This window comes from Stappia sp. TSB10P1A (assembly GCF_900185725.1).
Classification (GTDB): domain Bacteria; phylum Pseudomonadota; class Alphaproteobacteria; order Rhizobiales; family Stappiaceae; genus Stappia.
Map to the genome: position 1 here is coordinate 47,077 of NZ_FYAU01000016.1, position 16,257 is coordinate 63,333.

Sequence of the window (16,257 nt, forward strand, 5' to 3'; positions counted from 1 at the left end):
GTTTCGACCAGCCGGCGTACAGCTGCCGACCTTGATGAAGCGGACAGAACGTGCCGCTCGTCCGACGTGCCGAATGCTAAGGTGCGATCAGCTAGACCGTCCATTCAGCGCTTGAAGCAATAGTCAATGACTTCGGTAAAGCTCACTTCTTCTCGGGCCAGCCTCGCTTCTAGTTCGTCGAGGTGTGCGACGCTGGAGAGCTCATCCGTTCCAGATATTTCTACGTCAAATTCGGGGTTGTAGCTCTTGCCGACCCTTGAGAGTTCAGAACCGAGCTGACTTAGGATGTCATCTCTTAGTACAAGTTGGTTGCGCCGGAATCGAACCAGTCGGTAACAATCGAAAAAATCGGAACGTTTGGATGAGTCGTATTTTCTGCCGTTCCAACCGGTAGCCAGCGTGGAACGGTAGAAAGCACGCTCTTCAATGCCCTGCCAAATCTGAAAATCAAAATGAATGGTTGGGTTTGGGTTCTCGTGTGTGGCCTGAGGTTGGAAATCAAATACCCGAAACCCATGCTTGTCTATGACAGCCAATGTCCTGTTCTGCGCAGAAAGCATGCGTCTGATTGCTTTGGGCATTACAAAGCACATCATTTTGTTGGAATCCAAAACGCGGATCTCTCTGGGAAGCTCTTTATCGTCTTGGTGGGAGTGACTTTCGATGCGTCTTGGCACCCACTGAATATGCATGCCGAAGAGATGCGCAACACCACCGGAGCCAAAACGCGATATATGAATATCGTCAGTTTCGAGAGCATCCTTGAGAGAGTAATGAGCTTTACCGAACCTAACGAGCGACTCGGCGATTTCCGCTACCCATTTATAAACTGTTTTGTCGACAGAGTGGGGACCATATCTAGTTTCGACACTTGAGAGCAAACGCCTAGTCAGCTCTTCGTCGTTCGAAGAAACTAGAAATAACTTCCCACCATGCCGGTTAGCGGATCTGAAAATATTCCCAAAGTCCTCTTCAAACATTCTCTGATTTAAATTACCCTTATCACTTTTCGTTTTTACGAATAATCGATCAATATAACTCAGACGTGCATCATCAAAGCGATAGTGGCACAGAGGCTCCCCCCTAAATATCTTCACGTTTAACCTCTTCCGGCTCGCGGCTCAACCGACGCGCAAGACTTGTAATCTGATGATCTAACTTCATGCCAGTGGATTCGAGATTCGGTAAAATGTGCTTTGCAAAGAAGAGATGAGACGCGTTGGCATGCGAGTTTAAAAACTCCTCCACGACCTTGTCCGAGTGCTGCTTACCTCGTGTCATGCCCATTCGATCCCCGAAACCATCATGTCGGGCGCGTTGTTCGAACGACATCCTCCAGTTGATCCGGATCAATCCACGCGGTGACGCGGCCATACTGAAGCTGTGCGAGTCGGAGAGCAGAATCATTCTCTTAAGGTATTGCTGCTTGTCAGTGGCTTGCCCGATCACGGAGTCGAACCTGGCCAACGCACTATCCGACAGTTTTTTGTTGTCGAAGTATGCTCCATAGAGAATGGCGAAGCCCAAGACCGACGCCAAGTCGTTGATAACAGTTGAAATGAGATGAAGCCGGAATTCGTCATCGATTTCAAGCTTCGGGTTCGTAAATTTTGAATCCATCGCTAAGAATGCAAGAGACATAAACATCGGAAAAATTTCAGCCAACCTATCTGCATCGTTCTGCTCAAGCGCAACTATGCATGCTTCGGCTAGCTCGTAGTAAACCTGTCCGAAGTGATCTGGGATATCCTCATTGTGCTCCAATCTGAAGATGTGCGCAACCGTCGTCGCATCACCTAGTTTCGCGAGTACCTTATCACGCGACGTCTCAATTCGCTTTGACAAGCTCTCCACGTCGATCACTGGCAGAAGATATCTCTCCTCCTTATAATGCTCAAGCTTACGATAACGTTCAAAAAGCTCTGCCAGTTCACCGAACCATCTCGGGAGCTTCCAATGACTATGTAAGCTGGCCAAGAGGACTTGCGTTGCGGCCTCAGACATTCCCAGTTTCGTCAATGCGGCGACGAGTTCTGGAATCATGATTTCAAAAAAATCGCACACCTGCGGTAGGATTTTGGCATAATGCCACAACAACTTTTGGACCGCCAATTGTTGGACGTATTTTGAACCCGACAGACGACGCCCCTCGATCTCTCGCTCAAATTCGACGCGCTCAACGATGAAAGCCAGTTCAACTTGCAGCAATGCGGGCATATTGCGTATTGAATCTTCGCTCCACTCATCCTTAGCGAAAAAATTCTTCAGTTCTTTCTCAAATGTTATCATTCGTCGAAGAGATTCTAAACATAGGTTACTACCCAGTGCAGCCCATGTGTCAGCTATGATAGTCTTTGTCACCGCTGAGCCGCTGGCCGCTAAAGCGCCGTCGGTCGCTAGGGCTTGTTCAATGATCTCCTTGAACCTCTTGAGCTCTTGCATGCCCATGTCAAACTGAAACTGCGCCGCATAGGCTGAAGCCCGCGTCGGAAACCTAAGGAGCAGTTTCAAAGCAAGTTCGAAGTCTCCCACCTGGCATGCCACTTCAACATGGCCCGTGAGCCTGTTGATTATCTCCTTTTCAAGCCACTCGTAGTCAGGTTTTTCTTCGACAAGTGCTTGCTGATCACTAGATCGCAACGCCATAGACGTCGCCGCGTCTCCTGCGAAAAACCATTGCTTATGCTTCCTTCGCCTAGGAAACCAATAGCTCGCGCGGTCAATCCCTTGCTTTCTCTGAAGATAATGCAGAAGCAAATACGTATAACCGGAGACCAACGCAGGCAAGTTATGATTCAAGTTCGCCTCGTCTGCCTTAATTCTATCGTCAATGTATGATATTTGCTCAAGAGCATGGCGTGCAACCAATGAATGATGGTTGGCCAGCGAAATGGATTGCTTTTGATCTGCCGCACCTTCGATGTGGCGCGCAATGTTGGGGAGTATCTCGCTGCGGACAAGCACATTGAGATCAAAGAAATTGAACAATCTTTGACCTAACGGAAACAAGGCTAGGGCACTTAACAACGTCAAAACCGTTCCAACTATATAGGTGAATAGCCCAGGATCAAACCCAAACGCGGGCAACGACGTTGCTGCCAAACAGAACATCGCTGCAAGAACCAAAACCCGAGAATAGGCGCTGCCCACCTGCTCATTGGTAAGCATGTGGATGATGTCGCGGCGAAGTCTAGTGTAGCCGGCACTCAAAATGATGCCAATCGTGGCAAAATAGATCGAGAAAATTGCAGTGAGCAGCTGAGCGTACAGCCTGAGTTGGTCAATATGGAACGCTTTGTCGTCTGAGCTGAGCGGAGCAAGCCAAGACCGACTGTCTCTTATATAATCTTCTGCCGAAATCACTGCCGCCAACCCGAAACCCACCCAGAATAGGCTCCTTACACCGACCCATGCGAAAGAGCCTAAGATGCGAGCGTTGGTCTCTGCTTTGGTGACTGAGGCGCTCTTCTTGTTGGCAATACGCTCAAATAAAAATCGAAGTTTTTTAAGTCCCGTTCGGAACTTCCAAAACCAGGATTTTGAACACAGCCAGACGTTCAGCCGATCAAACAAACGGTGTGTGCTCCCTTTCGCGAAACAGGTGGTCGCATCTGATCGAATTAAATATACTTTCTAGCTATACTTTCGGCCTGCTTTGCAGGCCCGCCGCGGACATAGATTGCCTTCAACAAAATCTCGTCGTTTTCACGCGTTCCAAGATCCACGTGCACGAAGCAGACGTAAGGATGGGGCCGTCCATCTATCGTAAACGTATCTTTGGGTTTTATAGTTTCTTAACCCTCTCTATATTCGCTCTTGCACACGGGCAAATCAAGCCTTCCGGCGCGCTCGGCTTTAGACAGCGAAGGGTTTGCGACCTTCTGCCTGTGTGCCCCTCGCATCCCTGATGCAGCCGGCGGCGTCGCGGAGCCGCACGGCGCTAAGAGCGTTGCGGGTGCCTGGACCGCTTGGGGCTTGCCGCCTGCCGGGCTCGGGGTCGCGCTCGCGCCGTTCCTGCACCGCACACTCTCTCATGAAAATCCGGCCCGGGGATAACAATCCGGCCCTCTCCTCTCGGCCCCTATCGGCCTGACCGCGCGGTCCGGGCGGCGGGCGGGCGGGCGGGCCAGTGTGCCGGTCCCTCTCCGGCCGGATGTTGCGGCTCCCCCTGCCGATTTCGGGCGACCGGCCGATTTCGGTGCGTTTGCGACGGCTTTCTCAATTTTCGGGCTTTTTGAGAGACGATTTTGCAAAATTTTGCGCAAAATTTCTCAATTTTCCGGTGCGACCAAAACACGCCTGTTTTCAGATGGTTATCTGTAAATTCCAGCCGCCGTGCCGTCGTTTCGGGCAGTTCGCGCCGCTTTGCCGCGCGTCCTTCCTTCGCCCGTCCCCCGCCACCCCAGTTATCCCCGCTTGACAGGATTGGGACGCTCGTCCTAAATCAGTATTAGGACAATCGTCCGAGGCAGGATCACTCTCCTGTCCGGGCGGCAGCACAGGGAGGGGTGTGGGAGAATGGCGCGCGCGACCCGCGACCAGATCGTCGGCGAGGCCGACCGGCTGTTTTACGAGCAGGGGTTCGAGCACACGTCCTTTGCCGATATCGCGGTGGCGGTCGGCATTTCGCGCGGCAATTTCTACCATCATTTCAAGACGAAAGACGAAATCCTCATTGCCGTGATCGACCGGCGGCTGGAGGCGACGCGCGCGCTTCTGGCCGCCTGGGAGAGCGAGGCCGGCGACAGCCCGGCGGCGCGCATCCGCTGCTTCATCCGCATCCTGATCGCCAACCGGGCGAAGATCCTGCGCCACGGCTGCCCGGTCGGCACGCTGACCGCAGAGCTTGCCAAGATCGACCACCCCTCGCTGAGCGATGCCGGCCGCCTTTTTACCCTCTTCCGCGACTGGCTGGCGCGCCAGTTCACAGCGCTCGGCCTTGGCCCGGAGGCCGACCGTCTGGCGCTGCATCTGATCGCCCGCAGCCAGGGGATAGCGACGCTTGCCAATGCGCTCAAGGATGCGGAGTTCGTCGAGCGGGAAGTCGCCGATCTCACCCGCTGGCTCGACCGCACCGTGCCGGCAAGCGCCTGATCAATCTCACGTTTCAGGGAGAAAGCCATGTATGTCGTGTTGCTGAAATTCGCCGCCAACCGCGCGGAGGCGCCCCGCCACATGGACGGGCACAACACCTGGATCCGCCAGGGCTTTAAGGACGGCGTCTTCCTGCTCGCCGGCAGCCTTGTGCCGGGGGTCGGCGGTGCCGTTCTCGCCCGCGGCGAGGCCCGCGAGGCGCTGGAAGCGCGCGTTGCCGCGGATCCGTTCGTCAAGGAGGGCATCGTCAGCGCCGAGATCCACCAGATCGCGCCCGGCCGCACCCACGAGGGCCTTGCCGCCCTGCTCGCCTGAGCTTCGGTCGGGGCCAACCGGTTCCCCGATTGCGTGGGCCGGCGGATCTTCGCGGAGGCGCGGAAAACCGCTAGCTTCAAGGCGTCTCGACCGCCCGAGTCCGGATGAATTAACATAATCAGGACAATAGTTTAACCACCATGCCGTCCGCCGATATCCTCCTCGCCTTCCTCGTGACCACCGCGATTTTCGCCTATATGCCGGGGCCGGCGATGCTCTATGCCACCGCCCAGACGCTGGCGCGCGGCCGGGCGGCCGGGCTGATGGCCGCGCTCGGCATTCATCTGGGCGGCTATGCCCATGTCGCGGCGGCCGCCGCCGGGCTCTCCGTGCTGTTTCACGCGGTGCCGCCGCTCTATCTGGCGGTGAAGGTCGCCGGGGCGCTCTATCTCGTCTGGCTCGGCTGGACGCTGATCCGCAGCGCCGGCAGCACGCTGGAGGTGGAGGCGGCAAGCTCCGCCACGGCCTCGGCGCGCAAGGCGTTCTTCGAGAGCATCACCGTGGAAGTGCTCAACCCGAAGACCGCGATCTTCTTCCTCGCCTTCCTGCCGCAATTCGTCGATCCGGCCGCCGGACTGCCGGTCTGGGGCCAGTTCCTGGTGCTCGGCACGGCGGTCAACCTGATGTTTTCCTCGGCCGACCTCGTCTGCGTGATCTTCGCCGCCGGCCTTCGGGCGCGGCTCGCCCGCTCCGGCCGGGCCCAGAAGCTGGCGCGCCGGATCGGCGGCAGTATTCTGATCGGCCTCGGCGCAAATCTCGCGTTGCAGCGCGGCTGAGACGGCGGGTGGCTAGCCGCCCGCCTCCGCAATCGCCGTGCCGGCGGCCCAGCCCGAAGACCAGGCCCACTGGAAGTTATACCCGCCGAGCCAGCCGGTGACGTCGACCACCTCGCCGATGAAATAAAGGCCGGGAACAGCCTTCGCCTCCAGGGTTTTCGAATTGAGGCCGGCCGTGTCGACGCCGCCGAGCGTCACCTCCGCCGTGCGGTAACCCTCGCTGCCGAGCGGCATCACCTCGAAGCCCTGCAGCGTCGCGGCGATGGCGGAAAGCTTGCGGTCGCCGGTCTCGCCCATCTGGCCCGACCAGCCGTGGCGGGCGGCCATGTAGCCGGCGAGGCGCTTCGGCAGGATCTCGGCGAGCGCATTGGCAAGGCTGCGGCGGCCGTTGTCCTTGCGCGAGGCGCGCAGTTCGGCCAAGAGGTCGCGCTCCGGCAGGAAAGCGATGCGGATCGGCCGGCCCTCGCGCCAATAGGACGAGATCTGCAGGATCGCCGGGCCGGACAGGCCGCGATGGGTGAACAGCATCGCCTCGTCGAACGCGGTCTTGCCGAAGGAGACGCGCACGGGCACGGCGACGCCGGCAATCTCGCGAAAGCCCGCCAGCATGTCTTCGGCGAAGGTCAGCGGCACCAAAGCGGGCCGGGTCTCGGTGACGGCAAGGCCGAAGCGCTCGGCGATCCGGTAGCCAAGGCCGGTCGCGCCCATCTTGGGGATCGACTTGCCCCCGCAGGCGACGACGAGATGGCGGCAGGCGACCGTCGCCGCGCCCTCGCCGCCGAGCCTCAGGCGGAAGCCGTTGTCCCCGCGCTCCAGCTCCTCCAGCGTCGTCGAAAGGCGCAATTCGGCACCGGCCGCGCCCATCTCCGCGCGCAGCAACGCTATGATATCATTGGCAGAATTGTCGCAAAAGAGTTGACCCAGCGTCTTCTCGTGCCAGGGAATGCGGTGCCGCTCGACCAGCGCCAGAAAATCGCGGGCGGTGTAGCGGCCGAGCGCGGACTTGGCGAAATGTGGGTTGGCGGACAGGAAGTTACGGGCGGATGCTCCGAGATTTGTGAAGTTGCAGCGCCCGCCGCCGGAGATGCGGATCTTCTCGCCGGGGGCCTTCGCATGGTCGACGACGAGCACGCGTCCGCCTCGCGCACCCGCATGGGCAGCGCACATCATACCGGCGGCGCCGGCCCCGAGAATGACGGTGTCAAAGCGCTCAAGGCGCATGGCGGGTTTCCAGGTGGGAACGTGCGATCATGCGGCAAGCCATGCCGGATCGCGCGGCCGCTGGCAACACGCTGGAAGCGCCTTTCACATCTCCGGGGTCACATCTCCAGCAGGTCGAGCCGCTCGCCGAGCTCGCGCCGGGCGATGTCGACGACGCCGGCATGGTGGGTGAAGAGGATCGGCTGCAGCGTCTGCGAAAGGCCCGCCAGCGTGCGCAGGCCGGCGGCGGTGCGCACGTCGTCGAAGGTCTGGAACAGGTCGTCGCCGATGAAGGGCACGGCCTCCGCCCGCCTCGCGTAATCGGCGAGAAACGCAAGGCGCAGCGCCAGATAGAGCTGGTCGCACGTGCCGTCGCTCAAGCCGACGAGGCCGACGGTGGCGCCCTCCGGGCGCCGCGCCAGCAGCTCCGCCCGGTCGTCCTCGCCGAAGCGGCGGGTCAGCCCGTCGAAGGAGCCGGAGGTGAGATCGGCGAACAGCCGGCCGGCATGTTCCAGCAGCGGATCGTCCTGGCGGGCGCGGTGCCGCTCCAGCCCGGCGGACAGCAGCAGCGAGGCGAGCCGGGTAACGAGCCACTGGCGGCCGAGGTCCTGCAACTCCGCCTCGGCGGCCAGCCGCTCGAAGGCGGCGCGCTCGGCGCCCTCCCCGGCCTCCGCCCGCTCGCGCTCGGCAACCGCCGCATGGAGCGCGGCGAGCGCCTCCTTCATGCCGGCGGTCAGCGCCTCGATCTCGCCGGCAAGCCGCTCCAGCCCGGCCTGCGCGGCGCCGTCATCGAGATCCGCCAATTCGCCGGCAATGACCTCGCGCGGCTCGCCGGCGGCGGTCTCGGCAAACAGCCCCAGCGCCTCGTCGAGCGTGGCGGCAAGGCCGTCGCGCTCCGCCAGACGGGCAGCGAGCAAGGCCATGTCGCCCGCCCGCAGCGCCTCGGGAAGGTCGCCGCACAGGTCGGAAAGCTGCGTTGCTGCGCCCGCCTGCCGCTCGTCGGCCCTGGCGAGTTCGGTACGGGCCCGGGCGAGCGCCTCGCCTGCCCCTTCCGCGCGGGTCAGCGCTGCGCGTTCCTCGGCCAGGCGGCGCTGCAACGCCTCGACCAGCCGGTCGGGCTCCTCGCCCGCCGCGCCCTCGGCAAGGCTCGGGGCGACACGGTGCAGCAGGTCGAGGGCGGCAGTCGAGAATGCCTCGTTGTCGCGCTGCATGCCGCGCACCCGGCGGGCGAGCTTGTCGCGCTCGGTGAGCGCGGCCGGCAGGGCGCGCCAGACCTCCAGCGCGGCGCCGGCCGCCTCCGGCGAGGCACCGGGATCGAGACCCGCGCCGGCAAGCGCCGTATCGAAACCCTGCCGCCAGTTCGCAAGAGCCTGCTCGATGGCGCCGGCCTCGCGGGTCAAGCGGTCGAGGCGCGCGGCCGCATCGCCGAGACGCGCGGCCAGCGCCCGGCCCTGCTGGAAGGCGTCCGTCCGGCGCTCCAGCTCGCCCTCGACAAGCCGCAGTAGGGCAAGCCCTTCGCCCGCCGGATCGCCGGGTGCCGGCACGGCCAGCCCCAATTCGCCGGCAAGGGCGGCAAGGCCCGGCACGGCGCGGGCGGAGCGGGTCTCCAGGTCGTCGATCCTGGAGACGAGTTCGGCCAGTTCCTCGCGCTGCTCCAGCCAGCGCTCGACCGACTTTCGCCAGTCGGTCATGGCGGTGGGGCCGGCCGGCGCCAGCGCCAGCGGCGCGAACAGCGCGGCCCAGGCCTCCTTGGCGGCGGCGAGATCGGCGGAGAGCTGCGCGCCGACCGGTGTGGCCTCGGCGCGGCGCGCCAGCAACGCTTCGCGCCGGGCGACGTCCGCCGCATGGCGGGAGACGCGGTCGGCCTCGGCAATGGCCCGGTCGGCGAGGTGGTCCGCCTCGCGCAGCAAGGGCTGCGCCGCCTCCAGAGCAGGCTTGCCGCCATCCGGGACCTGCGCAAGCGCCTCGTCGCGCTCGCGGCGCGCGGCATCGATGCGGGCGCGCGAGGGCATGTCGCCGCCGCGCTCGCTTTCGGCAATGGCGGCATCGAGGCGCGCGAGGTCCTCCGCCCACGCGGCCTCCTGCTCGCGATGGCGGCGCAGCGCCTCGCCGATCTCCTCGAAGCGGAGACGATGCTCGCCGATGAGCTCGAGGCTGGGCAGCGGCGCGGCGGCAAGGCGTTCCGGCTCGGCGACCGCCGGGGTCAGCCGCGCGGCGGCCTCGGCGAGCCGGCGAGCCAGGCGCTGGCGCTCGGGCAGCAGCCGGTCGCGCTCCTCCAGCAGGCGGAGCTCCGGGGCAAGCGCGGCGAGCCGGGCACGCAAGGGCGCCGGATCGGCGGGCGGCCCCTCCCCGGCTCCGGCGGACAGGCGCTCGAAGGCCGCGCGCTCCTCCTCCAGCATGGCGGCGAGGTCGGCTCGCTCGCGCCGCAGCTCCTCACCCTCGGCAAGGCGCGCGGCGAGATCGGCAAGGGCCGCGTCGGTGGGCTGGCGGGCGCGGATCGCCTCGCTGTCCTGCGGCTCCAGTGCCAGGCCAAGACGGCGCAACTGGGCGCCGAGCGCGTCGCTCAGGTCGCGCGCCTCGCGCGTCACGCGCGGAATGTCGCGCTGGCGCTGCCGGAAGGCGCCGATCTCGGCATGCAGCGCGGTGACCTCGGCCGCGGCCTCGATGAGCGGGCGATCGACCGCAATGCCGCGAGCCAGCTCTTCCGCCTCCCGCAGGCGGCGGGCCGCCTCGCGCTGCGCCTCGGCTGTCATGGCTGCAGCGGCAAGCGCCTCCTCCAACCGCCGGGCAAGACCACGGGGCACGCCGGCCAGATCGGCAAAGGCGGCAAGGCGGGCCTCGCTCACCTCGATCCTGGCAAGCAGCGGCTTGAGACTGACCAGACGGGCGAGGCGCTCGCGGCGGGCATGGGCATTGCTGAGCCGCGCCTCGGCCCCGGCCAGTGCCTCGCTCGCCGTCTCGACCGCCGTGTTGAGCGCCTTCCATTCGCCCTCGCGCAACTGGCGCTCGCGCTCCTCGCGGCGGGCGGCGTCATGACGCTCCAGCACCTGATAGATCTTCCGGCTGCCGGAGGCGCGCGGCGCGAACAGGCCGTCCGCCTCGCGGTCGAGATCGGCACGCAGGGCATTGAGCCCGTGCAGGCCCGAGGCGGCGGCGAAGATCTCGCCGCCCTCGCCGTCGCCGGCCAGCAGCAGGCGCCCGCCCTCGCGCAGGCGCGCGGAATCGAGCCCGAAGGCGAGTTGGAACACCTCGCGCGTCAACCCGCCGAGAAAGGGCGCCAAGGCATCGTCGGAGAGCGGCGCCTCGCCCTCGTCGTCGGCGAGCAGGGTGTTCTTGCGGCCCTTGCGTCGGCGCAGGGACAGGCGGGTGCCGCGCGCATCGACGAGCGTTGCGCAAACGCGCAGGCTCGGCGCCTCATGCAGGAAATCGTAGCGCCGCTCCTCCGCGCCGTCCGCCGCGCGCCGCTTCTCGCTGAAGCCGAACAGCAGGTCGCAGATGGCGGCGAGCGCCGAGCTCTTGCCGGCCTCGTTGGGACCGTAGACGAGATGCAGGCCGGCGCCGGGGCGAAAGCGCAGCTCCCGGTCGGTCAGGCTGCCGTAGCGCAAGAGGTGCAGGCGCTCGATCCGCATGACGCTCAGCTCCCCGCCGCGATGCGCTCGGCGAGCAGCGCCCGCGCCTCGGCGACCAGCGTGTCGAGATCCTCGCCAAAGGGCGCGGCCGGATCGACGAGGCCGGCAGGCAGCTTGTTGACGAGCAGAGCGACCTGGCCGGCCGCCTCCTCGCGAAAGGCCGGATCCTCGGCCGCCTCGGCAAGCAGCGCGGCAAGGTCGAGCGAGGGATCGAGCGGCACGACCGGGCGGGCATCGGCGGGCGGGGCGAGGTCCAGTTCCAGCTTCTCCAGCCAGGCCTCGGCATCGGCCTGATGGCAGGCGTTCTGCATCTCGTCGATCAGCAGCGCCCGGTTGGCAAGCGCCCAGCCATGGAGCTGGCTCTCGCCGGAAAGCCGCAGGCGCAGGGCGAGCGGGCGCCCTTCGGCCGCCGCCACATGCGGGCGCAGCGCCTCGCGGGCCGCAGCGACCAGGGAGGCGAGATCCTCCGCCCCGCCGGCCGCAATCTCGACGCGCGCCCAGCGCGCTTCGTCGACGATCATTCGCTCGATGCCGGACACCTCGCCGTCGGTGACCGTGACCAGCACCGCGCCCTTCTCGCCGGTCTCGCGGATCGAGCGGCCCTGGATGTTGCCGGGAAAGACCACCGGCGGGTCTTCGCTCACCACCTCGAAGGCATGGACATGACCGAGCGCCCAATAGCCATAGCCGCGCGCGGCAAGATCAGCGAGGGAACAGGGCGCGTAGTCGGCATGAGGCGGGCGGCCGGTCAGCGAGGTGTGCAGCACGCCGATGTTGAAATGGCCCGGCAGCGGCGCCGGATAGGCGGCGGCGAGATTCTCGCCGACCTGCCGGTCGGGGAAGCTCTGGCCGTGCAGGGCGACACGCAGGTCCGCCAGCACATGCGTCTGCGGACGGCGGGTGCCGAAGCTCGTGACGTTGTCCGGCAGGGTAACGGCGCGGGTGACGACGCTTTCGGCGTCGTGATTGCCGCGCAGGATGAAGACCGGAATGCCGGCGCGCTGCAGCCGCGCCATCTCGCGGGCGAAGAACAGGCCGACGGAATTGTCGCGCCACTCGCCGTCATAGACGTCGCCGGCGATGACCATGAAGGCCGCCCCCGCCTCGATGGTGCGGGTGACGAGGGTGGACAGCGCGGTGCGGGTCGCCTCGCCGAAGCGCCGGGCGATGGCGGGGTCGCGCAGGGCGAGCCCGGTCAGGGGGCTGCCGAGATGCAGGTCCGCCGCATGAACGAAGGAAAAGGACGACACGTCGCGCACCAGCCGGGAATCACGAGGGAAACGAAAAGTCAGGTTAGTGGGTTTTGCCGCCGCTTTGAACGCCCGGCAGGCCGGAGGGGCGACGGGCAAGGCCGTGCTCGGTCTTCTGCCAGCGATGCGGCCGGCGCACCAGGTCGACGACGGCGGCATAGAAGGCGCAGCTCTGGGCCAGCCAATAGGCCGGGATGAGCAGCAGGTCGAGCAGCGAGGGCAGGCGCGAGCGGGCCGCCGCCCCGGCGATCGCCAGCAGCGTCATGCTGGCATAGCAAAGGGCGACACTGGCGCCGGCCAGCGTCAGCACCACGCCGCCGAGCACGTCGAAGCGCGGCAGCAGGCCGGCAATGCCCGAGCCGTAGAGCAGCAGGATGGCGACGAAGAACGGGTGAGCGGCCAGCGTCACCACCATCGCCAGCAGGTAGACGAGCAGCACCGCAAGGCGCGTGCGCCGCACCTCGCCGGCAAGGCGGAAGGGGTCGCGCAGCGTCACCAGCAGGGTCTGCAGCCAGCCTTTGAGCCAGCGGCTGCGCTGGCCGTGCCAGGCGCGCCAGGCAAGCGGCGCCTCCTCGAAAGTGGTGGAGGCGAGCACCTGCATCGACCAGCCGGCGCGCACCAGCCGCACGGCAAGGTCGGCGTCCTCGGTAACGTTGTAGGGGTCCCAGCCGCCCACCGCCTCCAGCGCCGCGCGGCGGAAGTGGTTCGACGTGCCGCCGAGCGGAAACGGCAGGTCGCGCGCCGAGAACCAGGGCAACTGGCAGTCGAAGAGACCGGCATATTCCAGCAGGAACTGGCGCGGAAAGAAGCGATGGCCGCGATGGTCGATCGCCAGATGCCCCTGCAGCACCGCGACTGAGGGCGGCAGCTCGGCAAAACGGGCAGCGGCCAGCAGCAACTGGTCCGGCTCCGGCCGGTCCTCTCCGTCATAGACGGCGATCAACTCGCCGCGCGCATGACCGAGCCCATGGACCAGCGCGCGCGGCTTGGTGCGCGGCCCTGCGCCGGCCACCGTCAGCAGGCGCATGCAGGGCGCCAGGTGCGGCTCCAGCGCGGCGCGGGTCTCGCTGTCGTCTTCCTCCAGCAGGAACAGGATCTCCAGCCGGTCGCGCGGATAGTCGAGCGCCTCCAGATGGCGGACCAGGCTCGCCGCCACCCGAGCCTCGCGGTAGAGCGGCACCAGCACGGAGTAGCGCGGCAGCCGGCCCGGCGGCAGCAGGCGCGTGGGGCGTGGGCTCGGCGTCTGGCTGAGGCCGGCAGCAAGCCGCAGCGCGCCGAGCAGCATGCCAAGCAGCGTCACCAGCACCGACACGAAGATGACCAGCGCCTCGACGCTGAGCAGCCGCCCGAAGCAGAAGGCGGCAAAGGCAAGGCCGGCGACGGCGATCTGTCCGCGCGTCAGCACCGCGCGGGCGCTGACCTCGGGCCGCTCGCTCGCCAGCCGCAGGCCGGGCACGGCGGCGCGGGCAGCCAGATCGAGCGCCGCCGGCGTGGCAATGGCCAACCGGGCCCGCAAGGACGGGGTCCGCTCCAGCAGGGCGCGGATCGCCGGCACGGTCTCGGGCAGCGGCGCGAACACCGCCAGCCGCTCGCCCGAGGGCGCGCGCCCGCAGAAGAGCGGACCGGGAAAGCCGGGCGGCGGCAGAAGCTCAAGCTGCGCATCCGCTCGGAAACTGCCCTGCGGCAGGAAGGGAAGACTGAGCGACTGGGCAAGCGCAGCGTAATAGGCCTCGGGCGCCACCAGCCCCTCCTCCATCAGCAGCCGCGCCAATGCGCCTTCGCGCGGACCGGCCCGGCGGGCGAGCGCCACCAGATGCGCATCGGCAAGACCGCGCCCGCGCAACAGGGCGAGTTCCTCCGGCAGCGCCCGCGCCGGGGCCGGCAGAGCCCGAACGACCGGGCGGACCAGGATCGGCGGGGCGGAGGGGCGAGGTCTCCCCGCGCGCAACGGATGGCTGGACGCGGACACGGATCGATGTGATAGGATCGCGGCGGCGCGGGCGGCCTGAGGAAGCGCGGGATCGGGAAACTGCCCGTCGGCCACCAAGGTGCAGGCCCGTCAACAGGCAGGCATGGGAGAGCGGAGGCGACGGCATGCGGGCGCGCCATGGCCCGCCGGACAGCGCGGCGGCGACGGACAGGCCGGCGGCGCGGCACGGTGGAGGCGCAAGCCTCTGGTCTTCATTGCGGTTCGCCCCCCGACAAACGGCCAAGACAGTGATGCGATTTGATAGCAGGACCTTGAGAATTGCAACCTTTGCTTTTATCACGGTTGCAGGATTCGCCCTTTTCGCCGAACCTCTCGCCAGCCCGGCCGCGGCGCAGGACGGACCTCCTACGGTCACCGTGCCGAATTTCTGGGATCCGCGCAGCGGCGGCGACCGGCCGGCGGTGCCGCCGGAGACGATCCGCTTCCTTGCCAGCGACGATTTCCCGCCCTTCTCGTTTCGCGACGGAACCGGCCGGCTGACCGGCTTCAACATCGACCTGGCGCGGGCGATCTGCGAGGAACTGGACGCGGCCTGCTCTCTGCGCATCAAGTCCTTCGACGCCCTGGTGCCGGCCCTGGTGCGCGAGGAGGGCGACGCCGTCATCTCCGGCCTCGCCATGAACCCGGCCAACGTCAAGACGCTGCTGTTTTCCGATCCCTATATCGGCCTGCCGGCACGGTTCGTGGCGCTGCAGGACGTCGAGATCGAGACGACGCCGGAGGCGCTGGCGGGACGCAAGATCTCCGTCATCGCCGGCACGGTGCACGAGCGCTTTCTGCGCGCCTATTTCTCCGATGCGCAGATCCTCCCGTTCGACAGCGCAACGGAAGCGCGCGCGGCGCTCGGCACCGAGGAAGCGGTGGTGCATTTCGGCGACGGGCTGTCGCTGTCGTTCTGGCTGAACGGCAAGACCTCGGGAGACTGCTGCGCCTTCGTCGGCGAGCCGTGGATCGAGCCGGGCTATTTCGACCGCGGCATGACCATCGCCTTCCGCAAGGAGGACGCGCTGCGGCAGGAGGCGGTGAACCACGCGCTCTACCGGCTGCAAGTGAAGGGCGTCTATGGCGAGCTGTACCTGCGCTACTTCCCCGTCAGCTTCTACTGAGCGGCATCGCGGGGCGGCGCCTCGCGGCACGGTTCGGGCTCCGCCGCCGGCCGGGATATCCGGGGCCGCAGGCCGCTGTCGGGATAAAGCCGCGTGAACGGCAGGGCGAGCGACCACAGATAGCGGGTCGGCCCGTCGTGCTGGTATTCGTCGAGACCAATCACCATCGCCTCGTGCCCGTCGGCCGGCTGGTCGACATAGGTGCGGAACAGCCGATCCCAGACGGACAGGTTGAAGCCATAGTTGGAATCCGTCTCGGTCCGGATCACCGAATGGTGGACCCGGTGCATGTCCGGCGTGACGACCAGCAGCCGCAACCAGCGGTCCAGCGCCAGCGGCAGGCGAACATTGGCGTGGTTGAACATGGCCGCGCCGTTCAGCACCACCTCGAAGACCAGCACGGCAACCGCCGGAATGCCGAAGACGAGGACGATCGCCGCCTTCCACAGCATCGAGAGGATGATTTCCAGCGGATGGAAACGCAGCGCCGTGGTCACGTCGAAATCGCGATCGGCATGATGCATCCGGTGGAGGCGCCACAGCAGCGGGACCTTGTGCGAGGCCCAATGCGCGGCCCAGACGGCGAAGTCCAGCAGGATGAAGCCGAGCAGACCGGCGAGCCACAGCGGCAGGCCGAGCGCGGGAAAGAGCCCGAGTTCACGCTCGCCCGCCCACAGCGCCACGCCGACGGCGGCCATCGGAAAGACGATGCGCAGGACGAGCGTGTCGGTGGCGACGATGGCAAGGTTGGTGGTCCAGCGGCGGGCCCGCGAGAACAGCCGCTTGCGGCGCGGCAACACCAGTTCGATCCCCGCCATGACGGCGAAGACGCCGAGAAACAGCAGCAGCCTGACGGTCGCCTCGCTCATTGGCTCCTCATGGTTCCTCGCCGGTGGA

Annotated in this window: 11 protein-coding genes; 4 read left to right on the forward strand and 7 right to left on the reverse strand. The window is 65.7% G+C overall.

Annotation, left to right across the window (positions count from 1 at the left end; all coding sequences use genetic code 11):
- Nucleotides 1–104: 104 nt before the first annotated feature.
- Nucleotides 105–1,097 carry a hypothetical protein gene (locus TSB10P1A_RS05175; protein WP_186386840.1) on the reverse strand — a complete coding sequence of 331 codons (993 nt, stop codon included), beginning with the start codon at nt 1,095–1,097 and terminating at the stop codon, nt 105–107.
- The gene (locus tag TSB10P1A_RS05180; protein ID WP_186386841.1) at nt 1,084–3,573 is read right to left on the reverse strand and encodes a hypothetical protein; all 2,490 of its coding nucleotides are present in this window, start codon (nt 3,571–3,573) and stop codon (nt 1,084–1,086) included. The genes TSB10P1A_RS05175 and TSB10P1A_RS05180 overlap by 14 nt, the downstream gene beginning before the upstream one ends.
- 945 nt (nt 3,574–4,518) lie before the next feature.
- Between TSB10P1A_RS05180 and TSB10P1A_RS05185 the strand changes: the two genes are divergently transcribed.
- From TSB10P1A_RS05185 to TSB10P1A_RS05195, 3 genes are all read left to right on the forward strand, one after another.
- A complete protein-coding gene (locus tag TSB10P1A_RS05185; RefSeq protein ID WP_186386842.1) occupies nt 4,519–5,094 on the forward strand; it encodes a TetR/AcrR family transcriptional regulator in 576 nt (191 codons plus the stop codon).
- A 27-nt stretch (nt 5,095–5,121) separates the two neighbouring features.
- Nucleotides 5,122–5,409, forward strand: coding sequence for a YciI family protein (locus TSB10P1A_RS05190; protein ID WP_186386843.1), 288 nt, complete (start codon nt 5,122–5,124; stop codon nt 5,407–5,409).
- 140 nt (nt 5,410–5,549) lie between these two features.
- The gene (locus TSB10P1A_RS05195; RefSeq protein WP_186386844.1) at nt 5,550–6,185 is read left to right on the forward strand and encodes a LysE family translocator; all 636 of its coding nucleotides are present in this window, start codon (nt 5,550–5,552) and stop codon (nt 6,183–6,185) included.
- A gap of 12 nt (nt 6,186–6,197) precedes the next feature.
- Here the strand turns inward: TSB10P1A_RS05195 and TSB10P1A_RS05200 are convergent, their stop codons facing one another.
- From TSB10P1A_RS05200 to TSB10P1A_RS05215, 4 genes are all read right to left on the reverse strand, one after another.
- Complete coding sequence (locus TSB10P1A_RS05200) at nt 6,198–7,406, reverse strand: NAD(P)/FAD-dependent oxidoreductase (RefSeq protein ID WP_186386845.1); 1,209 nt, start codon at nt 7,404–7,406, stop codon at nt 6,198–6,200.
- Nucleotides 7,407–7,504: 98 nt separating this feature from the next.
- Nucleotides 7,505–11,014 (reverse strand): YhaN family protein, encoded by a 3,510-nt coding sequence (locus tag TSB10P1A_RS05205; RefSeq protein ID WP_186386846.1) that lies wholly within the window; start codon nt 11,012–11,014, stop codon nt 7,505–7,507.
- Between the two features lie 5 nt (nt 11,015–11,019).
- A complete protein-coding gene (locus tag TSB10P1A_RS05210; RefSeq protein WP_186386847.1) occupies nt 11,020–12,264 on the reverse strand; it encodes a DNA repair exonuclease in 1,245 nt (414 codons plus the stop codon).
- A 43-nt stretch (nt 12,265–12,307) separates the two neighbouring features.
- A complete protein-coding gene (locus TSB10P1A_RS05215; RefSeq protein ID WP_186386848.1) occupies nt 12,308–14,107 on the reverse strand; it encodes a glycosyltransferase family 2 protein in 1,800 nt (599 codons plus the stop codon).
- Nucleotides 14,108–14,610: 503 nt separating this feature from the next.
- On the opposite strand from TSB10P1A_RS05215, the gene TSB10P1A_RS05220 reads away from it, so the two are divergent.
- Nucleotides 14,611–15,360 (forward strand): transporter substrate-binding domain-containing protein, encoded by a 750-nt coding sequence (locus tag TSB10P1A_RS05220; protein ID WP_208985192.1) that lies wholly within the window; start codon nt 14,611–14,613, stop codon nt 15,358–15,360.
- Here the strand turns inward: TSB10P1A_RS05220 and TSB10P1A_RS05225 are convergent.
- Nucleotides 15,354–16,229: a sterol desaturase family protein gene (locus tag TSB10P1A_RS05225; protein ID WP_186386850.1), complete on the reverse strand. Its 876-nt coding sequence runs from the start codon at nt 16,227–16,229 to the stop codon at nt 15,354–15,356. The two genes, TSB10P1A_RS05220 and TSB10P1A_RS05225, sit on opposite strands and share 7 nt — an antisense overlap.
- Nucleotides 16,230–16,257: the final 28 nt, after the last annotated feature.

What these genes read in the sequence shown, in the direction of transcription:
- TSB10P1A_RS05205 (WP_186386846.1), bottom strand. Translation starts at nt 11,014, where the DNA reads ATGCGGATCGAGCGCCTGCACCTCTTGCGCTACGGCAGCCTGACCGAC.
- TSB10P1A_RS05185 (WP_186386842.1), top strand. Translation starts at nt 4,519, where the DNA reads ATGGCGCGCGCGACCCGCGACCAGATCGTCGGCGAGGCCGACCGGCTG.
- TSB10P1A_RS05200 (WP_186386845.1), bottom strand. Translation starts at nt 7,406, where the DNA reads ATGCGCCTTGAGCGCTTTGACACCGTCATTCTCGGGGCCGGCGCCGCC.
- TSB10P1A_RS05190 (WP_186386843.1), top strand. Translation starts at nt 5,122, where the DNA reads ATGTATGTCGTGTTGCTGAAATTCGCCGCCAACCGCGCGGAGGCGCCC.
- TSB10P1A_RS05225 (WP_186386850.1), bottom strand. Translation starts at nt 16,229, where the DNA reads ATGAGCGAGGCGACCGTCAGGCTGCTGCTGTTTCTCGGCGTCTTCGCC.
- TSB10P1A_RS05195 (WP_186386844.1), top strand. Translation starts at nt 5,550, where the DNA reads ATGCCGTCCGCCGATATCCTCCTCGCCTTCCTCGTGACCACCGCGATT.